The 23,802-nt window shown below is 71.6% G+C and carries 21 protein-coding genes and 1 tRNA gene; 10 read left to right on the top strand and 12 right to left on the bottom strand.

Annotated elements, in window-relative coordinates:
• Positions 1–190: 190 nt before the first annotated feature.
• Positions 191–1,111, top strand: coding sequence for a tyrosine-type recombinase/integrase (locus ACFV2S_RS33455; RefSeq protein ID WP_385568101.1), 921 nt, complete (start codon positions 191–193; stop codon positions 1,109–1,111).
• Positions 1,112–1,210: 99 nt separating this feature from the next.
• Here ACFV2S_RS33455 and ACFV2S_RS33450 read toward each other — a convergent pair.
• Positions 1,211–1,285 (bottom strand) — tRNA-Val (locus ACFV2S_RS33450).
• Positions 1,286–1,440: 155 nt separating this feature from the next.
• Here ACFV2S_RS33450 and ACFV2S_RS33445 point away from each other — a divergent pair.
• The 3 genes from ACFV2S_RS33445 (at position 1,441) to ACFV2S_RS33435 (ending at position 4,053) form a co-directional block, all read left to right on the top strand.
• Positions 1,441–2,208, top strand: a complete 768-nt coding sequence (locus tag ACFV2S_RS33445) for a DUF4097 family beta strand repeat-containing protein (RefSeq protein WP_385568098.1) — start codon at positions 1,441–1,443, stop codon at positions 2,206–2,208.
• A gap of 205 nt (positions 2,209–2,413) precedes the next feature.
• The gene (locus ACFV2S_RS33440) at positions 2,414–3,805 is read left to right on the top strand and encodes a hypothetical protein (protein WP_385568093.1); all 1,392 of its coding nucleotides are present in this window, start codon (positions 2,414–2,416) and stop codon (positions 3,803–3,805) included.
• A 32-nt stretch (positions 3,806–3,837) separates the two neighbouring features.
• Positions 3,838–4,053, top strand: coding sequence for a zinc ribbon domain-containing protein (locus ACFV2S_RS33435; RefSeq protein WP_385568088.1), 216 nt, complete (start codon positions 3,838–3,840; stop codon positions 4,051–4,053).
• A gap of 44 nt (positions 4,054–4,097) precedes the next feature.
• On the opposite strand, the gene ACFV2S_RS33430 is transcribed toward ACFV2S_RS33435, so the two are convergent.
• From ACFV2S_RS33430 to ACFV2S_RS33420, 3 genes are all read right to left on the bottom strand, one after another.
• A complete protein-coding gene (locus tag ACFV2S_RS33430; protein WP_383794820.1) occupies positions 4,098–4,895 on the bottom strand; it encodes an HAD family hydrolase in 798 nt (265 codons plus the stop codon).
• Positions 4,896–5,020: 125 nt separating this feature from the next.
• Positions 5,021–7,459, bottom strand: a complete 2,439-nt coding sequence (locus ACFV2S_RS33425) for a phosphoribosyltransferase (protein ID WP_385568083.1) — start codon at positions 7,457–7,459, stop codon at positions 5,021–5,023.
• A gap of 18 nt (positions 7,460–7,477) precedes the next feature.
• Entirely contained in the window at positions 7,478–8,731 is a 1,254-nt protein-coding gene (locus ACFV2S_RS33420) for an HpcH/HpaI aldolase/citrate lyase family protein (protein ID WP_385568078.1), read from the bottom strand.
• Positions 8,732–8,917: 186 nt separating this feature from the next.
• Between ACFV2S_RS33420 and ACFV2S_RS33415 the strand changes: the two genes are divergently transcribed.
• Complete coding sequence (locus ACFV2S_RS33415; protein WP_385568074.1) at positions 8,918–9,790, top strand: TerD family protein; 873 nt, start codon at positions 8,918–8,920, stop codon at positions 9,788–9,790.
• A 14-nt stretch (positions 9,791–9,804) separates the two neighbouring features.
• Here ACFV2S_RS33415 and ACFV2S_RS33410 read toward each other — a convergent pair whose 3' ends face one another.
• From ACFV2S_RS33410 to ACFV2S_RS33385, 6 genes are all read right to left on the bottom strand, one after another.
• The gene (locus ACFV2S_RS33410) at positions 9,805–10,542 is read right to left on the bottom strand and encodes a Tellurium resistance (RefSeq protein WP_383794790.1); all 738 of its coding nucleotides are present in this window, start codon (positions 10,540–10,542) and stop codon (positions 9,805–9,807) included.
• Between the two features lie 150 nt (positions 10,543–10,692).
• On the bottom strand, positions 10,693–11,838 hold the full coding sequence (locus ACFV2S_RS33405) for a DUF475 domain-containing protein (protein WP_383794793.1): 1,146 nt from the start codon (positions 11,836–11,838) through the stop codon (positions 10,693–10,695).
• A 29-nt stretch (positions 11,839–11,867) separates the two neighbouring features.
• Positions 11,868–12,443 carry a TerD family protein gene (locus ACFV2S_RS33400; protein ID WP_125663907.1) on the bottom strand — a complete coding sequence of 192 codons (576 nt, stop codon included), beginning with the start codon at positions 12,441–12,443 and terminating at the stop codon, positions 11,868–11,870.
• Positions 12,444–12,635: 192 nt separating this feature from the next.
• Positions 12,636–13,211 carry a TerD family protein gene (locus ACFV2S_RS33395; protein WP_026058190.1) on the bottom strand — a complete coding sequence of 192 codons (576 nt, stop codon included), beginning with the start codon at positions 13,209–13,211 and terminating at the stop codon, positions 12,636–12,638.
• A gap of 138 nt (positions 13,212–13,349) precedes the next feature.
• A complete protein-coding gene (locus ACFV2S_RS33390) occupies positions 13,350–13,808 on the bottom strand; it encodes a peroxiredoxin (RefSeq protein ID WP_385568064.1) in 459 nt (152 codons plus the stop codon).
• Positions 13,809–13,938: 130 nt separating this feature from the next.
• A complete protein-coding gene (locus ACFV2S_RS33385) occupies positions 13,939–14,361 on the bottom strand; it encodes a DUF3052 domain-containing protein (RefSeq protein ID WP_385568060.1) in 423 nt (140 codons plus the stop codon).
• Positions 14,362–14,780: 419 nt separating this feature from the next.
• Here ACFV2S_RS33385 and aceE point away from each other — a divergent pair, with 419 nt between their 5' ends.
• Complete coding sequence (gene aceE / locus ACFV2S_RS33380) at positions 14,781–17,513, top strand: pyruvate dehydrogenase (acetyl-transferring), homodimeric type (RefSeq protein WP_383794798.1); 2,733 nt, start codon at positions 14,781–14,783, stop codon at positions 17,511–17,513.
• 66 nt (positions 17,514–17,579) lie between these two features.
• Complete coding sequence (locus ACFV2S_RS33375) at positions 17,580–18,359, top strand: potassium channel family protein (RefSeq protein WP_385568054.1); 780 nt, start codon at positions 17,580–17,582, stop codon at positions 18,357–18,359.
• Here ACFV2S_RS33375 and ACFV2S_RS33370 read toward each other — a convergent pair.
• On the bottom strand, positions 18,340–18,759 hold the full coding sequence (locus ACFV2S_RS33370) for a peptidase inhibitor family I36 protein (protein WP_385568050.1): 420 nt from the start codon (positions 18,757–18,759) through the stop codon (positions 18,340–18,342). The genes ACFV2S_RS33375 and ACFV2S_RS33370 overlap by 20 nt on opposite strands.
• Before the next feature lie 131 nt (positions 18,760–18,890).
• On the bottom strand, positions 18,891–20,513 hold the full coding sequence (locus ACFV2S_RS33365) for an MFS transporter (protein ID WP_385568046.1): 1,623 nt from the start codon (positions 20,511–20,513) through the stop codon (positions 18,891–18,893).
• 116 nt (positions 20,514–20,629) lie between these two features.
• On the opposite strand from ACFV2S_RS33365, the gene ACFV2S_RS33360 reads away from it, so the two are divergent.
• The 3 genes from ACFV2S_RS33360 to ACFV2S_RS33350 all read left to right on the top strand — a co-directional run bounded on the left by ACFV2S_RS33360 (position 20,630) and on the right by ACFV2S_RS33350 (position 23,547).
• The gene (locus tag ACFV2S_RS33360; protein WP_385568042.1) at positions 20,630–21,265 is read left to right on the top strand and encodes a TetR family transcriptional regulator; all 636 of its coding nucleotides are present in this window, start codon (positions 20,630–20,632) and stop codon (positions 21,263–21,265) included.
• Between the two features lie 69 nt (positions 21,266–21,334).
• Entirely contained in the window at positions 21,335–22,546 is a 1,212-nt protein-coding gene (locus tag ACFV2S_RS33355) for an alpha/beta hydrolase (RefSeq protein WP_385568037.1), read from the top strand.
• Positions 22,547–22,620: 74 nt separating this feature from the next.
• Positions 22,621–23,547, top strand: a complete 927-nt coding sequence (locus ACFV2S_RS33350) for a DUF4429 domain-containing protein (RefSeq protein WP_385568033.1) — start codon at positions 22,621–22,623, stop codon at positions 23,545–23,547.
• Positions 23,548–23,802 lie beyond the last annotated feature (255 nt).

The following is a 23,802-nucleotide window of genomic DNA, read 5'->3' as shown; positions in this document are numbered from 1 at the left end:
GCCGCTTCGGTGCGGTGCGCAAGCTGCCCTCCGGGCGATTCCAGGCTCGCTATCAGGGGCCGGACGGGCTGACACGATCCGCGCCCGAGACGTTCGCCTCTCAGACCGATGCCGATCGGTGGCTCGTCCGCAAGGAAGCGGAGATCATCGACGGCAAGTGGAAGAACCGGACGACAGGGTTCTCTTCGGGGTGTACGCCGACGCCTGGTTCAAGGAACGCGACTATGCCGCGACCACCCGCGAACGCAACGGCAGCGCGCTGCGCCTCCACATCCTGCCGACCTTCGCGGACGTGGTTCTGAGTGAGATCACCACACCCCAGATCCGTCGCTGGCGTGCCGGCCTCCTGGAGTCGGGGGTCGGTGAGCCGACGGTCGCCAAGGCGTACCAGATCCTCCGCGCCATCATGAATACCGCTGTCGACGACGAGCTGATCCAGCGCAACCCTTGCCGCATCAAGGGCGCCGGAGCGGCCAAGACGGCCGAGCGGCCGTTCCTCGACGTCACCGAGGTCTTTCAGCTCGCCGACGCCGTGCCGGCGCGCTTCCGGGTGTTCATTCTGCTGGCGGCCTTCACCGGCCTCCGCTTCGGGGAGCTCGCCGCGCTTCAGCGCCATGACGTCGACCTCGACCGGCGAACCGCCGCCGTCAGGCGTTCTCTGGCCGAGACCCGAACCGACGGCATCCTGGTCAAGACGCCCAAGAGCGCGGCCGGTGTGCGCACCGTCGCCTTCCCGGCCTCGCTGGCGGAGAGCCTGGCCACGCATCTCGCCGTCTACGCCGAGCCGGGTCGGACGGGGCTCGTCTTCACCGGAGCCCGCGGCGGGCAGCTGCGCCGCAACAACTTCCGCCGGCTGTGGCTGCGGGCCCTGAAGGACACCGGCCTCCGCGACGTCCACTTCCACGATCTGCGTCACACCGGGAACACCCTCGCCGCGACGGGCGGCGCCACGACGCGTGAGCTGATGCAGCGGATGGGGCACTCGTCGGTGCGGGCCGCGCTGATCTATCAGCACCTGGTGAACGGGCGTGACCACGCCATCGCTGCCCACGTCGACAAGCAGATCAGGAAGGTCCGGCCGGGCGAGCTCGGCGACGCTTCTGGCACGTAACTGGCACGGCGCCTCGTAGCCGCCTTCCCGCCCAAAGAACGACGAAGGCCCAGTTCCCGGTTCAGTACCGGTGACCTGGGCCTTTGCCTATCTACCTGCTGGTGGGCGCGGACGGTTTCGAACCGCCGACATCTGCTTTGTAAGAGCAGCGCTCTACCCCTGAGCTACGCACCCGTGGAAGAGGCAACAGCCTACATGGCCCTGGGGTGGGTGCCGCAAACCGATATGTCTCGGGGGGTAGCCCCACCCCGGGGACGGTGGGTCGCCCGATCGTGGCGGGGGGTGGTGGGGTCGTAGCGTCGGGGCATCGCCGCTTCGTTTCTGGGGGAATGATCGTCATGGTCGCAGGTCGTCCGTTCCGTGTGCTGCTCGCTTCCGGTGTCGCCGTGCTCGCGCTCGCCGGGTGCGGGGTCGCCGATGCCGAGGGGGCGCCGGTGGAGCGGAAGACCTTCGCGTTCGGCGGGGACGCGCTCACGATCGACTCGGACAACTCCGAGCTGGTGATCACGCCCGCCGACATCGACGAGGTGCGGGTCGAGCGGCAGGTCGACGGGTGGGTGTTCATGGGGTCGGGGCCCGACGCCAGCTGGAAGCTCGTGGACGGGCGGCTCACGCTCCGGGTCGAGTGCGACGCCGTCGCCTCCAGCTGTGGGGCCGTCCACCGCATCCAGGTGCCCCGCGGGGTCGCCGTCTCCGTCGAGGACGACAACGGCGACGTCACCGCCGAGGGCTTCACCACCCCCCTGAAGGTGCGCTCCGACAACGGGGACGTCCGGGTCCGGAACGTCAGCGGGGCGCTCGATCTCGGGAGCGGCAACGGTGACGTCGAGGTCGGGGACTCCGTCCGCTCTCCCGCGCTCGCCGTACGGTCCGACAACGGCGACGTCGGCATCACCCTCGGCGCCGTCCCCCGCAAGGTCGACGTCGTCACCGACAACGGCGACGTCACCGTGACGCTCCCCCGGGCCGAGTACGCCGTGGCCGGCTCCAGTGACAACGGTGACGTCGACCTCGACGTGCCCCGCCGGGACGACAGCGAGCACGTCGTGAGCCTGCGCAGCGACAACGGGGATCTCACGGTCCGTACGGCGAACTGACCGGGCCGTGTGTTCGTCCTTACCGGGTGGGAGAATGAAGCCTGACCGGGCACGGCGGACACAGCACGGGGAGTAGTACGTGGCGCAGAGCGACGCTAGGGCCCGTCCGACCACGGGCGTCGGATCGGGCCGGGTCGTTCGGTGCGTGCGGTCGGCGCGCGGCCGGGGCGCCCTCGTAGCCGAGCTACTGGGGCGTTCCGGCCGTGTGTCGAGCGGGCGCGCCGGATCCGAGGGGAAGGGCCGGACAGGCCCTGGGGGCACTTCGGCGCGCGGGGGTTCCTCCGCGTTCCGGCTGGCGCTCGCGCTGCCCCTGCTGGTGGGCGCGCTGCTGCCGCAGGCCTTCGCCGGCGGCGGGACCCGTCGGTGGTTCGGGGGGCGCGGCGAGAGCCAGCGGGCCGAGGCCCAGGCCGCCAAGGACGCCGCCGCCGCCGCCTTCTACGAGCTCGACACCGCCCAGCGCGGGCTCCGCATCTCCATCGAGACGATCACCGCCGTCGACAGTTCGCCGGAGGCGCGCCGCGCCGTCGACGGGTTCGAGGCGCTCGGGCGACGGATCGACGAGGTCAGTCATGTGTACATCGGGGCCGTCGACGCCCATGATCTCGACCGGGACGAGCTCGACGCCGCCACCGCCTCCCGTGCCCGCGCCGAGCTGACCCGCGCCAAGGAGGAGCTCGACCGCGTCCGGGGCGAGCTGGACCGGTTCGAGGAGGGCCTCACCCCGCTCCTCGGCCGCGCCGAGACCCAGCTCGCCCGCCTCGCGCCCGCCGTCGAGCGCGCCCGGCAGGCCCTGCGGGGTGCGAGCGGTGCCCTCGACGGCGCCCGGGAGGCGGGGCTGCGCGCCGACGACCTGGCCGCGCGCCTGGCCGCCCTCGGACCCGAGCTGACCCTGCTCAACGAGGGCGCCGGCCGCCACGGCGTCCCCGAGACGCTCCAGCGTGCCGACCGTGTGCTCCGGGACGCCGAGGCCGTACGGGCCGAGGCCGGGCGGCTGCCCGAGCGGGCCGCCGAGATCGACAAGCGGCTCGTGTCGCTCCGTACCCGCACCGAGGCCCTCGGCACCCGTACCGAGGGCGTCGAGCCCGTCCTCTCCGAGCTGCGCCGACGGTACTCGGCCGCCTGCTGGCAGGACCTGCAGCACGTGCCGGAGCAGGCCGCCGTGACCCTCCGGCAGGCCGGGGAGCGGCTCGCCGAGGCCGGGACGGCGCGGGCCGAGCAGCGCTGGCCCGACGCGACCTCGCTGCTCTCCACGGCCCGCGCGCTGCTCGACTCGACCGACGAGGCCGTCTCGGCCGCCGGGGACCGGCTGCGCCGCCTGGACGCCGTCGCCAAGGACCCGAAGGCGGAGATCGACCGCGCCCGGTTCGCGGTACGGGACGCCCAGCGGCTCGCCATGGCCGGGCGCAACACGCCCGACCCCCGGCACGCCCGCCCCCTCGACGAGGCCGTCGCCCGTCTCGACCGGGCCGTGGACGGGCTGGAGGGCCGCCACCCCGACTACTGGCACTTCCTGACCGAGCTGGAGGCCGTGCGTTCCGCCGCCGCGCGTGTCGTCGGCCAGATCCGGGAGGACCGGGGATCCGGCGTCGGGCACTGATGCCGCGCTCGTACCGCCGCTAGCCTGTTCCCATGCCTCGTTACGAATACCGCTGCCGCACCTGTGGCGACACCTTCGAGCTCAGCCGTCCCATGGCCGAGTCCTCCGCTCCCGCCGCCTGCCCCGCCGGGCACGACGACACCGTGAAGCTGCTCTCGGCCGTGGCCGTCGGAGGCAGCGCCTCCGCCGCCCCCGCGCAGGGCGGTGGCGGCGGTGGCGGTTGCTGCGGCGGGGGCTGCTGCGGCTGATACCAGGGGTGTTCCGTCACCTCCTAGGGGGTGACGGGCAGCCCCTAGGCCGCCGCGGCCGCCCGGAAGCGGCGCAGGATCTCCTCACCCGCCGCGACGCCGCGCTCCGCGAGGACGTCGAGGTGGGGTGCCGTCCAGTCGCTGTCGGCCAGTTCGCCGTGGCCCGGCCGCCAGGCCCGGTCCGCGGCGAGCAGCAGGTCGGCGTCGAGGAGCGAGTCCCCGGCCGCCAGCGTGAGCGTCGCGCCGGTGCGGCGGGCGACCTCGCGGACGGCCGCGCTCTTGGTGAGCGGCTTCGGCACCGCGTACACCTTGCGGCCCTGGAGCGAGACCGTCCAGCCGCGGTCGCCCGCCCAGGCGCCGAACCGGTCCAGCCAGTCCTCGGGGAGCCGCTCCCGCTCGACGACCAGGTAGGCGAAGAGGTCCTCGGCCACCCGGTGCTTGCGCACCCAGGACAGGTCCGTGGTGGCGGTGAGGTAGGCGCGGATCTCGGAGAGCGGCGCGCATTCCTCCGCGAGCCTGCGGACGACGGAGGCGTGCCAGTCGCCGTCGGAGACGCCGTCGACGAGGATGTGCCCGCCGTTGGCGCAGATCGCGTACGCCGGGGCGGTGCCCGGGAGCTGGATGCGCTGGTACTGCTTGCGCGTCCGCGTGGTGGTGGGCACGAAGACGGTCTCGGCGGTCAGCCGCGCCAGGAGCTCGGCCGCGTCCTCGGTCATGTAGGAGAGCGGCTTGGACTCGTGGACCTCCACGCAGAGCAGCCGGGGCGCCTGGGCGTCCGGCATGCCGAGGGCGAGGGCCGCGGTCGAGTAGATGAGGGTGCGGTCGAGGTCGCTCGCCACCAGCGTTGTGGAGGACGGGGCAGGACTCTTGTCCGGGTGCGTGTCCGTGTGCGTGGCGGTGTGCGTGGCGGTGTGCGTGTCCGTGCTCGCAGCCGATCCCGTGTCCGTACCCGTGCTCGCAGCCGTGCTCACTGGGACACCACCGCCTTCCCGTCCGCGCCTGTCGCACCTCTCGTGTACTGGGGGTGGATCAGGCCCACGCAGCTGTACGGCAGTTCGTCGACCTCCTCGACCGGGACGCCGCGCTGCTCGGCGAGCAGCCGGACGTGCGCGAGGTCGGCGTCCGCGCCCCGCTTGGCGAGGATCTTCCAGGGGACGCGGCGGAGCAGCACGCGGGTGGTCTCGCCGACGCCCGGCTTGACCAGGTTGACGTCGTGGATGCCGTACTCCTCGCTGATCCGCTCCACGGCCGCCCAGCCCTCCCAGGTGGGGGTGCGGTCGGCGGCCAGGAGCTCCTTCACGTCCGTGTCGACGGTCGCGGCGACCTCGTCGAAGCGGGCGGCGACGGCGTCGAGGAAGACCTCCGAGACGTCGGATCCGGCCAGCTCCCGGTAGAACTTGGCGCCGTGGAAGTCGTCCGGCCCGACGAGGTCGGAGCGGAGGACCGTACGCGATATCAGGCCGGAGACCGTGGAGTTGAGGCAGGCGGAGGGGATGAGGAAGTCCTCGCGGGTGCCGTACGTGCGGACGCAGGAGCCGGGGTCGGCGAGGACCGCGATCTCCGGGTCGAAGCCCTTGAACTCCCGTACGGCTTCGGCGAGTTCGCGAGTGATGGCGCCCTTGCCGGTCCAGCCGTCGACGAACACGACGTCGGCCGGGTCGTGGTGGGCGGCGAGCCAGCGCAGCGCGTTGGCGTCGATGCCGCGGCCGCGCACGATGGAGACGGCGTAGTGCGGGAGGTCGAGGCCGTGGCGGGCCTTCGCCCAGCGGCGCATCAGCACGCCGACGGGGGTGCCGGCCCGGGCCAGGGAGACGAGGACGGGGCGCGCGGACCGCTCGGCGAGGACGGTCTCGGTGACCGTGCCCACCGCGCGGGCGATGCGGGCGGCGGAGCTCTCCAGGGCCGTCCGGAAGAGCTCCTGGTAGCGCTCGCTGGGCTGGTACTCGACGGGGAGCGACTCGGCGTAGTGCGCGCCGCCGCTCTGGATGGCCTCCTCCCGCTCCTCGGTGGGGGCTTCGAGTTCGACGTCCGAGAGGTCCTGGAGCAGCCAGCCGACCTCTTCGGGTGCGTACGAGGAGAAGGCGGGGCCGCGGAGGGGCTCGGGCAGCATGGAGCTCCTTTCGGGAGCTTCGGTGACTTCGGTGACGCGGACCGTGGGCGTGTACGACGGGACCACCGCGAGCACGACGCGCGGGATGTGCGCGGCGAGCTGGGCGAGCAGGCCGTCCGGGGCGTGCAGGGCCGGGGTGTCGGCGGCGGAGTCCACGACGAGGACGACGGCGTCGAAGCCCGCGCCCGCGACGTTGTAGGCGTAGCGCTCGCCGGGTCCGTCGGCCGGGTCGTCGTGGGCGGGGAAGACGAGCCGGGTGCGTATGGCGTAGCCGGGGTCGTCGACGGCGAGGACGGGCGAGCGGGTGGTGGTGGAGTAGCGGACGTCGTGCCCGGCGTCCTCCAGGGCGGTGCCGAGGCGCAGCGGCGCGTACATCAGCTCCTCGAAGCCGAGGACGAGCACGCGCGGCTCCCCGGCGGGGGCCGGCGCGGGCAGGGCCCCGGTCAGCGCCTTGGCCATCGCCGGCAGGGCCGCTTCCAGGTGCTCCCGGTGCCGCGGCGTGAAGCCGTGCCGTCCGCCGTCGGGGAGCTCCTCGGGCCAGCCGAGTTCCACCCGCACGGGCGTCTCGCGCGGGAGGGGTACGGGGGCGGGGGCGGGTCCCTCGTGGGCCGCCACCAGGGCCTGGCCCTTCTCCAGGACGCCGTCCGGGAGGCGGACGGTGCCGGCGGCTCCGGCGATCAGGTCGACGCGGGCGCCGATCTCCGTGGCGAAGGCGTCCAGGCGGCCGAGGTCGGCGTCGGAGCGCATGTCGACGAGGGCCACGACGACGTACCGACGGCGCGGGTAGCGCGCGTGCAGGGCGCGGATGGTGTTGAGGACCGTGTTGCCCGTGGAGAACTCGTCGTCGACCAGGACCAGCGGTCCGTCGCCCGCGAGGAGGGCGGGGTCCTCGGGCAGCAGGAGGTGCGAGGTGGCGTGGGAGTGCGACTCCTCGAAGCCGCCCGCGCGGGCCACACCGGCCACGGGGCGGCGGGTGGAGTGGAGGTACGGGGCGAGGCCGAGGCCGTCGGCGACGGCGTGCCCGAGGGCCGTGGCGGTCTCCGCGTACCCGAGGACGACGGAGCGGGCGGCCTCGGCGTCGCCGAGGAGCTCCCGGACGCGCCGGCCGAGGCCGAGGCCCGAGCCGTACACGACGGACGGGCGCTGCGGCACGTGCTTGCCGAGCACGCTGGAGACCAGCAGGTGCGCGCGCTTGGGGTTGCGACGCAGTGCGAGGCCCAACAGGGCCGGCAGCTCCTCGTCGCCGATCAGTTCGACGCCCAGTCGCTCCGCGACCCACGTTCCGGTCCACACCACGTCGTCGACGTCCCTTCGTCAGCCGGCCAGGCCGGCGGTGAGCAGATCCACGAAGCCGACGTCCTCCTTGGCGACGCCGAACACCTCGGCGCGCAGGAGGGTGCGCTCGGCCCACGCGCGATGCGGCTTCACCTCGTTCATCTTGTTCGTGTAGGCGGAGCGCAGCACTCCGCCGCCGTCCCGGTCGGGCCGGAGGATGTCCTGGGCGTCGCTCCACTCCTCGTGGCTGACGACGGAGAGGGCGTGCACCGGCACCACGTGGGTGGGGTGGATGCAGGTCTTGCCGAGCAGGCCGTTGGCCCGGTCGAGCTCGATCTCGCGCAGCAGCCCGTCGAGGTCGTGCTCGATGAGGGCGGTGCGCAGGTCCTCCGCGCGGCCTTCGAGGAAGGGGCTGCGGCGCAGCTGCGGCTTGAACATGCGCTCGCCGGGGCGGAAGTACTCCCAGACGGGTCCGGTGACGGTGAAGCCGGTGCCGTCGGAGCGGCCGAGGACGTTGACGACGTCGGCGATGACGTTCGCGACGATCTTGATGTCGTACGCGGTCATGTCGGGCGAGCGGCGCAGCCCGTAGGCGGAGCAGAAGTCGGTGACGCCGAGGCGGAGGGCGAGGACGCGGTCACGGTACTTGTCGGTGATCGAGGCGATCCCGGCGAGGGTCTCGGCCCGGGTCTCCAGGTGGAGGAGCTCGGGGGACTCGAGGACGGGCATGGCGAAGAGGCGCCTGCCGGTCGTCCGCTCGGCCTGGGTGAGCGCTTCGAGGAAGGCGTGGCCGCGGGACTCGGTGAACTTGGGGAGTACGAATCCGGACAGCAGGCTCACCGAGGCGCCGAGGCGGTCGACGAGGTCGGTGATCTGGCGCGGTTCGCGGACCCGGATGAAGAGCAGCGGCAGGTCCGCGGCGGTCGCGGTGAGGTCCGTGGCGGTGTCGGCGTCCGTCACGGTCCCGGCGGAGAGGTGGGTCGCGGCTCCGGCGGAGGGGTCTCCCCCGGTCCCGGCCGCGAGGTCGGCGAAGTGCCGGACGAGGTTGGCCTCGCCCGCCTCGACCTCGGCGTCGCTGATGGAGTCCTCCAGGCAGAGCACCATGGAGACCACGCCGCGCCCGGCCTGTTTGCGCACGGCGTCGGCCAGCCGGGGCCGGGTGGCCGGGCTGTAGAGCGTGGCGCCCAGGGCCACGGCGAGCGTGCGGGCGGGCGAGTCGGAGGTGAACTCGGCCGGCTCCTGATGGAACAGCCCGGTCCGCACCGCGGACGGGATGTGCCCGAAATGACGCATGTAAGTCCCCCGTCTGCCCCTGCGGGCCCTGATGACATGTGGCCGGTAATAGTACGTAGGTGCGGGTGTCCGTAGTTCCCTCAGAGCATGAAATTCAGGTAACTCGTCAGCATCCGTCGCCCCGTCCGGGTATCCGTGGCGCCCCCGCGTTGTCCGCGGGTCGGGCGGGAGGGCAGGATTGCGGTCATGACGCACGCGATGCTGAAGGGCTCCAACGTCCCTCTCGACACCGCGGCCGTACGGGCCGTGCTCCGCTGGACCCCGGGCCCCGGGGTCCCCGACGTGGATGCCTCGGCCCTGCTCCTCGGGCCCTCCGGCCGCGTCCGGTCCGACGAGGACTTCGTCTTCTACAACCAGCCGCGCCACCCCTCGGGCCTGGTGCGGCGGCTGCCGAAGAAGCGGGTCGCCGAGGGTCTGACGGACACCGTGGAGGCCGATCTGGCCGGGCTCGACCCCTCGGTCGACCGGGTGGTCATCGCGGCCTCCTCCGACGGAGGCACCTTCCGCTCCGTCTCCGACCTGCGGATCCTGCTGTACGACGCGGTGGCCGGGCCGGACCGGGAGCCGCTGGCGCTGTTCGACGTGACGGCGGAGACCGGCGAGGAGACCGCGGTCATCTGCGGCGAGCTGTACCGCCGCGGCGACGCCTGGAAGTTCCGCGCCGTGGGTCAGGGCTATCCGACGGGGCTCGTGGGCCTCGCCACGGACTTCGGCATCTCGGTCGACGAGGACGCCGCGCAGGAGGCCGGCCGGGACGGCGCACAGGAGGCGGCCCCGGCCCCTCCGGCGTCCGGAGGGGCCGGGGGTGGCGCTCCGGGCTTCCCCGACGCCCCCGCGCACGACCCCGACCTCGACCTGACCGTGGTCCACGCCCCCGTACCGCCGCAGCCGACCGTGCCGCCGATGCCGGACCGGGCGCCCGCCTACGGCTACCCCCAGGAGCCGGTCCACGCCCCGGCGCCCGCGTACGGCTACCCCCAGCCGGTGACCGCCCCCGAGCAGAACCCGGCGCCGGAGTTCCGCATGCCGCCGATGGGCCCGCAGTTCGTCCGGAGCTGATCCGGCGGGCACGGCTACGTCTTGGTCTTGTAGCCGCGCCCCCACTGCAGTCCCCAGCCGTACAGCCGGTCCAGTTCGGCCTGGAAGCCGTAGACGAAGCGCACCTCGCGGCGGACCGTCAGCTCGCCCTTGACGTTCTCCATGGAGAAGACGGCGCAGGAGCGGGCCTGCGGGGCGCGCTCGTCGAGCTCGACCTCGATCCGGGGGCCGTTGCTCGGGTAGAGCGTCACCTTGGCGTGCGTACGGTCGAAGGCCGGCGTCTGGTCGTAGATGTACACGAAGAACAGCAGCCGCTTGATCTCGTCCCGGTGGTCCAGATTGACGAAGATCGTCTCGCCCGAGGAGCCGCCGAAGCGGTCGTCGCCGCTGAGGCGGACGTACGGAGCCTCGTTCAGGTCGCCGAGGAAGCCGCCGAGCGGCTGCACCACGCCCTTGCTGCCGTCGGTCAGCTCGTAGAGGCAGCCGAGGTCCAGGTCGACGTTGACCACGCCCTGGGTGTGCGCCTGGACGACCTCGGGCTTGAAGAACTGCGCGGGGTTCCGCAGCAGCCGTCCGCTCTGCCGGGACCGGCCCTCGATGTCGGAGGTCCGCATCCGCCAGGAGAGGTTCACCCGGAGGTTGCCGGTGGCGGCGCCCTGTTTCGTCAGCGAGACGGTCGGACGCCGCTTCGTCAGGTCGATCGCGTTCGACGCGGCGCTGCCCGAGTCGAACTGCGCCGCCCTCCCCGGAAACAGGTTGTCCCAGAAGGCCATGACGCCTTCACCCCCACTGATCGTCGCCACCACTGATCGTCGCCACCGCTGGCCGTCGCCACCGCTGGCCGTCGCCACCGTGCACATGCCTGCGGGGCGGCCGGATGCACCGGCCGCCCCGCAGAGAAGCATTCCTCACCGCCGGGGGTGTCACACCCCGGACGGCACCTCGGTCTTGTCGTCCGAGCCCGATCCGCCCTCGGCCGCCGCGAGCCGCTTGTTGCGGCGGACGGAGGACCAGAAGGACCAGGCGATGAGGAGCACGCCGATGGAGCCGGTGATGACCTCGGGGATCTCGTACTGGATGGTGACCAGGAGCAGCACCGCGAGGGCGCCGATGGCGTAGTGGGCGCCGTGCTCCAGGTACACGTAGTCGTCGAGGGTGCCCTGGCGGACCAGGTAGACGGTCAGGGACCGGACGTACATGGCGCCGACACCGAGGCCGAGCGCCATCAGGACGATGTCGTTGGTGATGGCGAAGGCGCCGATGACACCGTCGAAGGAGAAGGAGGCGTCGAGGACCTCCAGGTAGAGGAACATGAAGAAGGCGGCCTTGCCCGCGAGCTGGACCACGGTGACCTTCTTGCCGCTGCGCTTCGCCTCTTCCTCGGCCTCGTGCTCGCGCTCCTCCTCCTCTTCCAGCTTGTTCTCGAAGTAGCCGGAGAGACCGCCGACGACGAGGTACGTGATGAGGCCGGCGATGCCGGAGATGAGGACCGTCTGCGCCTTGTCGACGTGCGTGCCGCCGTGCTGGTGGGCGTGGGTCGCGAAGGTCACCGCGCTGATCAGCAGGACGACGAGGGCGATGCAGACCGACAGCATGTCGACCTTGCCGAGCTTGGCCAGCGGGCGCTCGATCCAGCGCAGCCACTGGATGTCACGCTCCTCGAAGATGAAGTCGAGGAAGATCATCAGAAGGAACATGCCACCGAAGGCGGCGATCGACGGATGCGCGTCGGTCACCAGTTCCTGGTAGCGGTCCGCGTCGTTGAGCGCGAGATTGACCGCCTCGATCGGGCCGATCTTCGCGCTGACGGCGACGATCACGACGGGGAAGACGAGGCGCATGCCGAACACGGCGATGAGCACGCCGACCGTGAGGAAGATCTTCTGCCAGAAGGCATTCATCTTCTGCAGGATTCCGGCGTTGACCACCGCGTTGTCGAACGACAGGGAGATCTCGAGGACGCACAGGATCGCGACGATCCCGAACGCCTCCCACCCCCCGTAGAGCACCGCCGCGACCAGACCGAGCGCAGTGATCGCGAACGACCAGCCGAAGGTTTTCAGAACCACTGTCTACCCCATCGTGAAATTACATGGCTTTACGAAACGTTGACCCCGAAGTCTAGAGCGATGCCCCGGAGCCCCGACGCGTACCCCTGTCCCACCGCCCGGAACTTCCATTCGCCGTTGTAGCGGTAGAGCTCGCCGAAGATCATCGCGGTCTCGGTGGAGGCGTCCTCCGAGAGGTCGTAGCGGGCGAGCTCCTGTCCGTCCGTCTGATTCACGACACGGATGAAGGCATTGCTGACCTGGCCGAAGCTCTGGCCGCGGTTGTCGGCGTCGTGGATCGACACCGGAAAGACGATCTTGTCGCAGTGGGCCGGCACCTTGGTGAGGTCCACGATGAGCGACTCGTCGTCCCCGTCACCCTCTCCGGTGAGGTTGTCGCCGGTGTGTTCGACGGAGCCCTCGGGGCTGCGGAGCTGGTTGTAGAAGACGAAGTACTCGTCCCCGAGCACCCGGCCGGCCTGGCACAGCAGGGCGCTGGCGTCGAGGTCGAAAGGGGCTCCGGTGGTGGAGCGCGCGTCCCAGCCGAGCCCCACGAGGACCTGGGTGAGGTTGGGTGCGGCCTTGGAGAGGGAGACATTGCCTCCCTTGGCGAGCGTGACGCCCATGATTCGGTTCCTCCCCGGTGGTGATGAGGCACGACCGGCGAGGTGTCCTCCCCGGTGGTGATGAGCACGACCGGCGAGGCTTCCTCCCCGGTGGTGATGAGGCACGACCTGCGGGGTTCGCCCGCCGGTGGTGGTGAGGCACGACCGGCGCCGCACGGGATGTGCGGCGCCGGACGGTGTGAACGGTTCGGCTCAGACGTTGACGCCGAAGTCCTGCGCGATGCCGCGCAGACCCGAGGCGTACCCCTGGCCGACGGCGCGGAACTTCCACTCCGCACCGTGGCGGTACAGCTCGCCGAAGACCATCGCGGTCTCGGTCGAGGCGTCCTCGGAGAGGTCGTACCGGGCGATCTCGGCGCCGCCGGCCTGGTTGACGACGCGGATGAACGCGTTGCGCACCTGGCCGAAGGACTGCTGGCGGTTCTCGGCGTCGTAGATCGAGACCGGGAAGACGATCTTGGCCACGTCGGCCGGCACGGTGGCCAGGCTGACCTTGACCTGCTCGTCGTCGCCCTCGCCCTCGCCGGTGAGGTTGTCACCGGTGTGCTCGACCGAGCCGTCGGCGCTCTTCAGGTTGTTGAAGAAGACGAAGTCCTGGTCGTTGCGGACCTTGCCCTCCTCGCTCACCAGGATGGCGCTGGCGTCGAGGTCGAAGTCCGTACCGGTGGTGGTGCGGACGTCCCAGCCCAGACCGACGGTCACGGCGGTGAGGCCAGGGGCCTCCTTGGTCAGCGAGACGTTGCCGCCCTTGCTGAGGCTGACTCCCACGAGTCCCTCCATAGGTTTCCAGGGGCAGCGCCCCCAGTCGTGCGTTGGCATCGGATCAACGTCTGGATCCTAGTGACGGGTTCCCGGTCGAAACAGTCGATTCGCCCGGTGAATCCGCGGGTGTCGGCTCCGGGGCGCTCAGAGGGCTTCGAGGGCCTTGAGGTAATCGCCCAGGTCACGGGCGTCCGACAGGGCGTTGACGACGGTCCAGCGGACGATCCCTGCCTTGTCGATGACGAAGGTGCCGCGGACCGCGCAGCCCTTCTCCTCGTCGAAGACGCCGTAGGCCCGGGAGGCCTCGCCGTGCGGCCAGAAGTCGGAGAGCAGCGGGAACTCCAGCCCCTCCTGGTCGCCGAAGACGCGGAGGGTGTGGATGGAGTCGTTGGAGACGGCGAGGAGCTGGGTGTCGTCGTTGACGAACGCCGGGAGGTTGTCGCGGAGCTCGCGCAGTTCCCCGGTGCAGACACCGGTGAAGGCGAAGGGGTAGAAGAGCAGCACCACGTTCTTCTCGCCCCGGAGCGCGGAGAGCCGCACGGTCCTGCCGTGGTTGTCCTTGAGCTCGAAGTCCGGGGCCTGGGTGCCGACCTCGATCGCCATCGCGTACGCGTCCCTTCCGACGGGGCCCGGGCCTTGGGCCGTATCGGTGAACCCGGGTGGGCCCCACCCTACGGCCTGGACACGAAAGCCCCCGCCGGTGGACCGGCGGGGGCTTCTCGCAGCGTGGTGATCAGCGCTTGGGAGCGGCCAGGCGGGTGCCCGTCCAGTCCTTGGCGACGCTGATGCTCTTGGTCTGGGAGAGACCCGCTGTCTGCGCGGCATCCTGGATGTCGGACGGCTCGATGTAGCCGTCGCGGCCGGTCTTCGGGGTCAGCAGCCAGATGTTGCCGCCGTCCTCCAGAAGACCGATGGCGTCCACCAGGGCGTCGGTGAGATCGCCGTCCTCGTCACGGAACCACAGCACGACGACGTCTGCGACGTCGTCGTAGTCCTCGTCCACGAGGTCGGTTCCGATGGCGGACTCGATGCCTTCACGGAGATCCTGGTCGACGTCGTCGTCGTAGCCGATCTCCTGGACCACCTGTCCGGGCTCGAACCCCAGCCTGCCGGCCGGGTTGGTCCGCTCCTCCGCGTGGTCCGCGGTCGCGCTCACGGCTTGCCTCCTGCTCATTCGGAAAATCCTGTGGGCCACGCGTATGCGCGCGGCGCTGGCCGTAGTCCACACGTGCCGGGGCGGATCGCGCAAGTACCCGGCCGCCGAGACCGCCGAAACGGTGACGTTTGGGGCTGTCTCGCCGCAACTTCCGGCATTGTCGGACCCTCCTCGGTGATCAAGCACACATGATTCGTCCCGGTTTACTGACTTCTGCGGTTTCAGTCTGCCGAACGCCCGGACGAAACGCATGCGCGGGTTGGGCGTAAGGTTGCGATTTGAGCACACCCGGACGCATGGAGGACACCCCTGAGGGTTACCCCTCGGTAAGTGTGACGCCTGGCGCACGCGGGGTACACGATGGACGTCCCGACCACGTCCGTGGCCCCGTGGGCACCACCGAACAGCGAAGGAAGAGCGTGGCTCCCGGATCCGATCGCAACCCGATCATCATTGGCGGCCTTCCCAGCCAGGTCCCGGATTTCGACCCGGAAGAGACCCAGGAATGGCTCGACTCCCTCGACGCGGCCGTCGACGAGCGGGGCCGTGAGCGGGCCCGCTACCTCATGCTCCGGCTGATCGAGCGGGCCCGCGAGAAGCGCGTGGCCGTGCCCGAGATGCGCAGCACGGACTACGTCAACACCATCGCCACCAGGGACGAGCCGTTCTTCCCCGGTAACGAGGAGATCGAGCGCAAGGTCCTCAACGCCACCCGGTGGAACGCGGCCGTGATGGTCTCGCGCGCCCAGCGCCCGGGCATCGGCGTCGGCGGCCACATCGCGACCTTCGCCTCCTCCGCCTCGCTGTACGACGTCGGCTTCAACCACTTCTTCCGCGGCAAGGACGAGGGCGACGGCGGCGACCAGATCTTCTTCCAGGGCCACGCCTCCCCCGGCATCTACGCCCGCGCCTACCTCCTCGACCGGCTGAACGCGACGCAGCTCGACGCCTTCCGCCAGGAGCGGTCGAAGTTCCCGGACGGCCTCTCCTCGTACCCGCACCCCCGGCTGATGCCGGACTTCTGGGAGTTCCCGACCGTGTCGATGGGCCTCGGCCCGCTCGGCGCGATCTACCAGGCCCGGATGAACCGCTACATGGAGGCGCGCGGCATCGCGGACACCTCCAGGTCGCACGTCTGGGCCTTCCTCGGCGACGGCGAGATGGACGAGGTCGAGTCCCTCGGCCAGCTCTCCATCGCCGCCCGCGAGGGCCTGGACAACCTGACCTTCGTCGTCAACTGCAACCTCCAGCGCCTCGACGGCCCCGTCCGCGGCAACGGCAAGATCATCCAGGAGCTGGAGTCGATCTTCCGGGGCAACGGCTGGAACGTCATCAAGCTGATCTGGGACCGCTCCTGGGACCCGCTGCTCGCGCAGGACCGTGACGGCATCCTGGTCAACAAGCTGAACACCACCCCGGACGGCCAGTTCCAGACGTACGCCACGGAGACCGGCGGCTACATCCGGGACCACTTCTTCGGCGACGACCACCGGCTGCGCGCCATGGTCGAGGGCATGTCGGACCAGCAGGTCCTGCACCTGGGCCGCGGCGGACACGACCACAAGAAGATCTACGCGGCCTACGCGGCGGCGAAGGCGCACGCCGGCCAGCCGACGGTGATCCTCGCGCAGACCGTCAAGGGCTGGACGCTGGGCCCGAACTTCGAGGGCCGCAACGCGACCCACCAGATGAAGAAGCTGACGGTCGACGACCTCAAGCGCTTCCGCGACCGGCTGCACATCCCGGTGACGGACCGGCAGTTGGAGGACGGCCTGCCGCCGTACTACCACCCGGGCCCGGACTCCGAGGAGATCCAGTACATGCACGACCGCCGCAAGGCGCTGGGCGGGTACGTCCCGACCCGGGTCGTGCGGGCGAAGCCGCTGGTCCTCCCCGACGACAAGACCTACGCGGCCGCCAAGAAGGGCTCGGGGCACCAGTCGATCGCCACCACGATGGCGTTCGTCCGCATCCTGAAGGACCTCATGCGGGACAAGGAGATCGGCAAGCGCTTCGTGCTGATCGCCCCCGACGAGTACCGCACCTTCGGCATGGACGCGTTCTTCCCGAGCGCCAAGATCTACAACCCGCTGGGGCAGCAGTACGAGGCGGTGGACCGCGAACTCCTCCTGGCCTACAAGGAGTCGCCGACCGGCCAGATGCTGCACGACGGCATCTCCGAGGCCGGCTGCACGGCCTCGCTGATCGCCGCCGGCTCCGCGTACGCCACGCACGGCGAGCCGCTGATCCCGGTGTACGTCTTCTACTCGATGTTCGGCTTCCAGCGGACCGGCGACCAGTTCTGGCAGATGGCCGACCAGCTGGCCCGCGGCTTCGTGCTCGGCGCCACCGCCGGCCGCACGACACTGACCGGCGAGGGCCTCCAGCACGCGGACGGACACTCGCACCTCCTCGCTTCGACCAACCCGGCCTGCATCGCCTACGACCCGGCGTTCGGCTTCGAGATCGCGCACATCGTCAAGGACGGTCTGCGCCGCATGTACGGCCCCGAGGCCGAGGACGTCTTCTACTACCTGACCGTCTACAACGAGCCGATCCAGCACCCGGCCGAGCCCGAGAACGTGGACGTCGACGGCATCCTCCAGGGCATCCACCGCTTCAGGGCCGGCGAGGCGGGCACGATCCCGGCACAGATCATGGCCTCGGGCGTCGCCGTGCCGTGGGCGATCGAGGCGCAGCGGATCCTGGCCGAGGAGTGGAACGTCCGGGCCGACGTCTGGTCCGCGACCTCCTGGACCGAGCTGCGCCGCGAGGCCGTGGCCGTCGAGGAGCACAACCTCCTCCACCCGGACGAGGAGCAGCGCGTCCCGTACGTGACGCGCAAGCTCCAGGGCGCCGGGGGCCCCTTCGTCGCGGTCTCGGACTGGATGCGGGCGGTGCCGGACCAGATCTCCCGCTGGGTGCCGGGCTCGTACACCTCGCTGGGCGCGGACGGCTTCGGCTTCGCGGACACGCGGGGCGCGGCCCGCCGCTACTTCCACATCGACGCGCAGTCGATCGTGCTGGCGGTCCTGACCGAGCTCGCCCGCGAGGGCAAGGTCGAGCGCTCCGCCCTGAAGCAGGCCGTGGACCGCTACCAGCTCCTCGACGTGGCGGCCGCCGACCCGGGCGCCGCGGGCGGCGACGCCTGACGGCGGTTCGTTCGGGCTGGTGAGGGCGGTGGGACACGGTCCCGCCGCCCTTCGCCATTCCCTACGATGCCGGTCATGCCCGTCAAGATGCTGCGCTGGGAAGAGCGCACCCAGACACCGCTCCTGGTGCTCGCGGTCGCGTTCGGCCTCGCCTACGCGGTGCCGATCGTGGCCCCCGGCGCCGAGCCATGGGTGCACCGGCTGTGCACCCATGTCGAGTGGGCCGTCTGGGGCGCCTTCGCGCTCGACTACCTCGTCCGTCTCGGGCTCGCCCCGGACCGCCGGCGCTTCGTGCGCGGACATCTGGTGGACCTGCTCGCGGTGATACTGCCGATGGTGCAGCCGCTGCGGCTGCTGCGGGTGGTCTCCACGCTCCTCCTCGTGGGCCGGCGGGCCCGGATGGCCCCGCAGATAACGCTCACCACCTATGTGGCGGGCGCGGTGGTCGGGCTGATGATGTTCGGCTCGCTGGCCGTGCTGCACGTGGAGCGGGACGCCCCGAACGGCAACATCAAGACCCTCGGGGACGCGGTCTGGTGGTCGTTCACCACGATGACCACGGTCGGCTACGGCGACCACGCCCCGACCACGGGTCTCGGCCGGGTCCTCGCGGTGGGCCTGATGCTGTCGGGCATCGCCCTGCTCGGTGTCGTCACGGCCAACATCGCGGCCTGGTTCATCTCGCGCTTCGACCGCGACGACGCGGTGGAGCGCCGGCAGACCGAGCTCCTGGAGGCGCTCACCCTGGAGGTCCGGGAGCTCCGCGCCGAGGTGGCCCGGCTCTCGGCGCCGCCGGGGCCGAACGAGCCGCGGGAGGTTCCCTCGCCTACCGCTCCCAGAGCTTGAACGCTCTGACCTCGTAGGCCGTCTGCGGCACCCACGTCCCCCGCCCCGGGTACGTCTCGAACTCGCCCGTCTCCCCGCACTCGGCGGACTGGTACGTGGTGACGGGCCGCCCCGTGCGGTTGGCGAGGGACTGCGCCGAGGTGCCCGGCGGCAGGGCCACGCAGCTGTCGATGTCGGTGGTGGCCAGCTCGTGCGTCCACGGCCTGCCCCTGAAGTCGGGCTTGGGCCAGAGGCAGAGCCGGCCCGGCCCGCAGGTCCCGAGCGCGGTGCCCGGCGGTGCGGTCCGCGCCGTGGCGCCGGGAGGCGGTGCGGCGGCCCCGGCGGAGGCACTCCCGGTGGCCTGGGCGGCCAGGAGGGCGGCCAGGGCGCCCGCGAGCGCGAGTGCTGTCTTCGTATACATCCTGATGAACCCCCGTGTCGTCACTCTCTGTAATCACGAGGATGGCGGACGTCCCGCGCCGACGGAAGAGGGGCCGCCCCCGTTCACGCGAACGGGTGACGGCCCCTTACGGGAACCCCGAGGGCCGGAGGTCAGATGTGACCGCCCATGCCGCCCGCCTCCGCGTTCTCGCCGCGCTTGGTGAGCGTGGCGACCAGGGCCGCGACCACGGCCACACCGCCGGCGACGGTGAAGGCCAGGCCCATGCCGTCGAGGAACGTGTCGTGGATGACCTTGGTGATCAGCTGGAGGAGGTCGGGGGTCATCCCCGGCGCCTGGGCCAGCTCCGGCGGGGCCATGCCGAACTCGGCGGCCTGCTCCAGCTGCGGGTTGACCGGGGCCGGGATGCCGGCCTCCTTCCAGTTCCCCGCGAAGGAGTCGGCGACCTTGGAGGACATGACGGCGCCGAGCACCGCCGTGCCGAGCGCGCCGCCGACCTGCATGGCGGCCTGCTGCAGACCGCCGGCGACGCCGGAGAGCTCCAGCGGCGCGTTGCCGACGATGACCTCGGTCGCGCCGACCATGACCGGGGCGAGTCCCAGGCCGAGCAGGGCGAACCAGAGGGACATGGCGAAGGTGCCGGTCCCGGACGTGAGGGTGATCATGCCGAACATCGCGACGGCCGTGCAGACCATGCCGCCGACGAGCGGCACGCGCGGCCCGAACTTGGTGATGAGCGCACCGGCCAGCGGCGAGGAGACGATCATCATCGCGGTCAGCGGCAGCAGGTGCAGGCCGCTGTCGACCGGGCTGAGCCCCTTCACGCCCTGGAGGTAGAAGGTGACGAAGAAGAGGCCGCCCATGAAGGCGAAGGCCATCAGGACCATCAGCACCACACCGGCCGAGAGCGGCACGGAGCGGAACATGGCCAGCGGGATCAGCGGCTCCTTGACCTTGGTCTCCCAGAAGGCGAAGACCGCGAACAGGAACAGCGCGCCGATCAGGCAGCCCCAGGTCTTGCCGCTGGACCAGCCCCAGGACTCACCGGCCTTGATGAGGCTCCAGACGAGGGAGGCCATCGCGCCGGAGAGCAGCAGGATGCCGAGGACGTCGAAGGAGCGCGGCGCGTTCTCGGCGCGGTGGTCCTTCAGGATGACCAGGCCGAGCACGAGCGCGACGACGCCCACCGGCACGTTGACGAAGAAGACGGACTGCCAGCTGACGTGCTCGACGAGCAGGCCGCCGACGATCGGGCCGCCCGCCGTGGACGCGCCGATGACCATGCCCCAGATGCCGATGGCCATGTTCAGCTTCTCGGCGGGGAAGGTGGCGCGCAGCAGGCCGAGCGCGGCCGGCATCAGCAGGGCGCCGAAGAGGCCCTGCAGGACGCGGAAGGCGATCACGGCCCCGATGGAGTCCGAGAGGCCGATCGCGCCCGAGGCGGCGGCGAAGCCGGCGATGCCGATGAGGAAGGTCTGCCGGTGGCCGAAGCGGTCGCCGAGCTTGCCGGCGGTGATCAGGGCGACGGCGAGCGCGAGCAGGTAGCCGTTGGTGATCCACTGGACCTGGGCGAGGCTGGCGCCGAGGTCGGTCTTGATGGCGGGGTTGGCGATGGCGACGATCGTGCCGTCGAGCGCGACCATCATCACGCCCACGGCCACGCCGAACAGGGTCAGCCAGGGGTGGCCGCGCAGTCCCTTCGCCGGGACCGGTGCGGGTTCCCGGACGCCCCCCTGACCCTGCGGGGCCTTTTCCACGGTGGTCTGACTAGTCATGAGATCGAGGCTAATGACAGTCACTGACAATTGACAAAGCGATTCACGCGTCGGTAACTGTCACGTAGCTCACAGGTACGCTGAGCAGGACGAAACGCTGGAAAGAGGACCTCGACGTGACCCTGCCCGGACTGCGCGAGCGGAAGAAGCAGCGCACGCGCGACGCGCTCACCCGGGTGGCGCTGGAGCTCTTCACCACCCAGGGGTACGAGCGGACCACCGTCGACGAGATCGTCGACGCCGTGGAGGTCTCCCAGCGCACCTTCTTCCGGTACTTCTCCTCCAAGGAGGAGGTCGCCTTCACCGTCCAGCACATGGTGGAGGACCGGTTCGTGCACGCCCTCGGGCAGCGGCCGGCCGAGGAGGCCCCCCTCGACGCGCTGCGCAACGCCGTCCTGGCCGCCTGGGACTCCATCGGCGAGGCGATCGTCGAGGTCGTCCCCGTCGAGCTGTACCTGCGCACGTACCGGATGATCGAGTCGACGCCCGCGCTGCTCGCCGTCCATCTGCGCCGCTCCACCGAGATGGAGGAGACCATCGCCCGGATCGTCGCCGCCCGCGAGGGCCTCGACGTCGACGCGGACCCCCGTCCCCGGATCGCGGTGGCGGCGTTCAGCGGGGTGATGCGGGTGACGGGCCAGATGTGGGGCCGGGGCACGGACCAGAGCCTGGAGGCCATCCGCGCGCTCACCGAGACCTACCTCGACCACCTCGGCCCGGCGCTCGCCCCGCACTGGGACCGGGAGCGGTAGGACCCACCCCCCGGGGGTCACCCCCCGGGGGTCCGGGGCCGTCACCCGGGCCCCGTAGGGTGGCCGCCCGTGACCTCCGTCGATACCTCGCCCGCGCTCGTCGCCACGCGCGCGCTCCTCGCGCTCGCCGTCGTGTTCGTGCTCCTCGCGACCACCGGGTGGACCACGATCCGGCACCGGCCCCTGCCGTGGTCGTCCCGCGAGGCCGCGCTCGCCGCCTGGGTGCGGGACCGCGTCGACCACCGGCCGCTGCCCGACCCGGCCGCCCCGGCCGCCACCGTCGCCGCGTTCTTCGCCGGGCTCGGCCCGGCCGACCGCACCCGGCTCGCCTCCCGGCACCCCCTCGTCGTCGGCAACCTCAACGGCGCCCCGGTCACCCTGCGCTACCGCGCCAACCGCATCACCCTCGCGCGCGCGTACGCCGCCGAGCGGGGCAGGGTCGACGACACCCGGCTCTCCCCCGAGGGCCGCCACGAGGCCCGGCGCCGCGTCGACCGCTTCGCCTCGCTGATGCGGCCGGGCCGCCAGGTCCTCGCCTTCGACCCGAGCGGTACGGGGCGGGCCGCCGAGGTCCTCGGGGATCTGGCACGGGCCCGGCGCGTCTCCGTGATCGTGCCCGGGGTCGACACCAACCTGCTCACCTTCCAGAAGACCCACGGCCGGTACGGCGCCCCCGCCGGCATGGCCGAGGCCCTCTACGCCGCCGAACGGCGGGCCTCGCCCCGCGCACGCGTGGCCGTGATCGCCTGGGCCGACTACACCTCGCCCACCGGCGTCGGCGTCGACGCGGCGACCGGCCGGCTGGCCGGGGAGGGCGCCGTACGCCTCGTGGGACTCACCGAGTCGCTTCCCCCGCACGCGCGCGTGGCGCTCTTCTGCCACAGCTACGGCTCCGTGCTCTGCGGGGTCGCCGCGCCCCGGCTGCCCTCCCGGGTGACCGACGTGGCCGTGGCCGGAAGCCCCGGGATGCGGGTCGAACGGGCCGCCGAACTCGACAGCCCCGCGCGCGTGTGGGCCATGCGGGACGCCGACGACTGGATAGCCGACGTGCCGCACCTGGAGGTGGGCGGACTCGGGCACGGAACCGACCCGGTCGCGCCCGAGTTCGGCGCCCGGCTGCTCTCCGCGCGCGGGGCGGTCGGCCACAGCGGCTATTTCGAGCCGGGTACGCAGAGCCTCGACAACTTCGCCGCGATAGGCGTCGGGGCGTACCCGCGCCTCGTCTGCGCACGTGCCGACAGCGCTTGCCGCGACGGAATATCCGGCACGGAAGGGCTCTGACGCGCGTAGATCACGCAATTTCGGGACCTTTCACAGGGGCGACGCCAGGGCACACGCCGCTTACGATGAGGCGTATGGGTGATGTGCTGGCCGGAATTCATGCCACCTGGGAGCTCGAGAGCGACGCCCTCGTCATCCGCTTCGATCGGGGGATCCGCACGCCGAAGTTCTTCCACGTGCTGCGCGAGAGACGAGTCCCGCTGGAGGCGCTGGCGTCGGTGACGCTCACGCCCGGGAAGCGGGGCACCGTCGTGCTGCACGCCGTGCCGCGACCGGGCGCCGATCCGCTGATGGAAGCGGCCGCGGGGCAGCTCAAGGAGGGCAGCGATCCGTACCGCCTGGTGCTCCCGGCGGAACGCGAGCCGCTCGCCGAGCACTGCCGGGACGAGCTGCGGGCGCTCCTCGCCGCGCTCCCGGGGGCCGCGGGCGACGGGCCGGCCGTCGAGGGCGTCGCCTCCGCGGAGCGGTTCCTCGTCGCGCCCCCGACGGGGCCCCAGTCCTTCAAGGCGTACGACGGGAAGGCCACCTTCGACGGGACCTCGGAGGTCGCCTTCCGCTGGTCCTGGACGGGGGCGACCTCGGAGAAGTGGAAGGCCGGTGACCAGGTCTTCTCCGTACGGGACCTCTGCGGGGTCGAATGGCGCTCGCCGGACGGCGTCGACGGGTACCTGCGGCTGATGCCCCGGGGCGGCGGGCCCCGGGCCGAACGGCCCGACGAGGACCCCATGTGCGTCGTCTTCGGGCGCTACGGGCCGGTGCACGAGTCCCTGACCTTCGCGGCGGCGGTCCTGGCGGCGATCCGCGGGAAGGACCGCGCTCCGGTCCCGGTGCCCGTCGCCGTCGCGGCGGGTGCGGGTGCGGATGCGGGGCGGGAGGCGGAGCGGCGGGATCCCGGGGCGGTGGCTGAAAGGATTCGGCATCTGGGGGAGTTGCATCAGGCGGGGCTGGTGACGGATGCGGAGTTCTCGGCGAAGAAGGCGGAGCTCCTGGCGGAGCTGTGATCTGGGTCCGGGTCCGTGCGGGGCAGGACCGGGCGGCCGTGCGACCCGGGCGGCCCGGCCTCGCGCCTCCGCCCGTGTGGGCCCGCGCCCACGCCCGTGCGGGCCCGCGCCCACGCCCGTGCGGGCCCGCGCCCACGCCCGTGTGGGCCTTCGCCCGCTGCCGTGTGGGCAATCGTCCCGCTGGGGCGGGACGGGTGGGCACACGGGACGGCGCCCTTCGCGGCGCCTCCGCGTTCCGCGCCCTGACCCGCACCA

Origin of the sequence: Streptomyces sp. NPDC059695 (genome assembly GCF_042733785.1) — a bacterium.
Taxonomy (GTDB): Bacteria; Actinomycetota; Actinomycetes; order Streptomycetales; family Streptomycetaceae; genus Streptomyces.
This window is presented reverse-complemented; position numbering and strand designations above follow the sequence as displayed.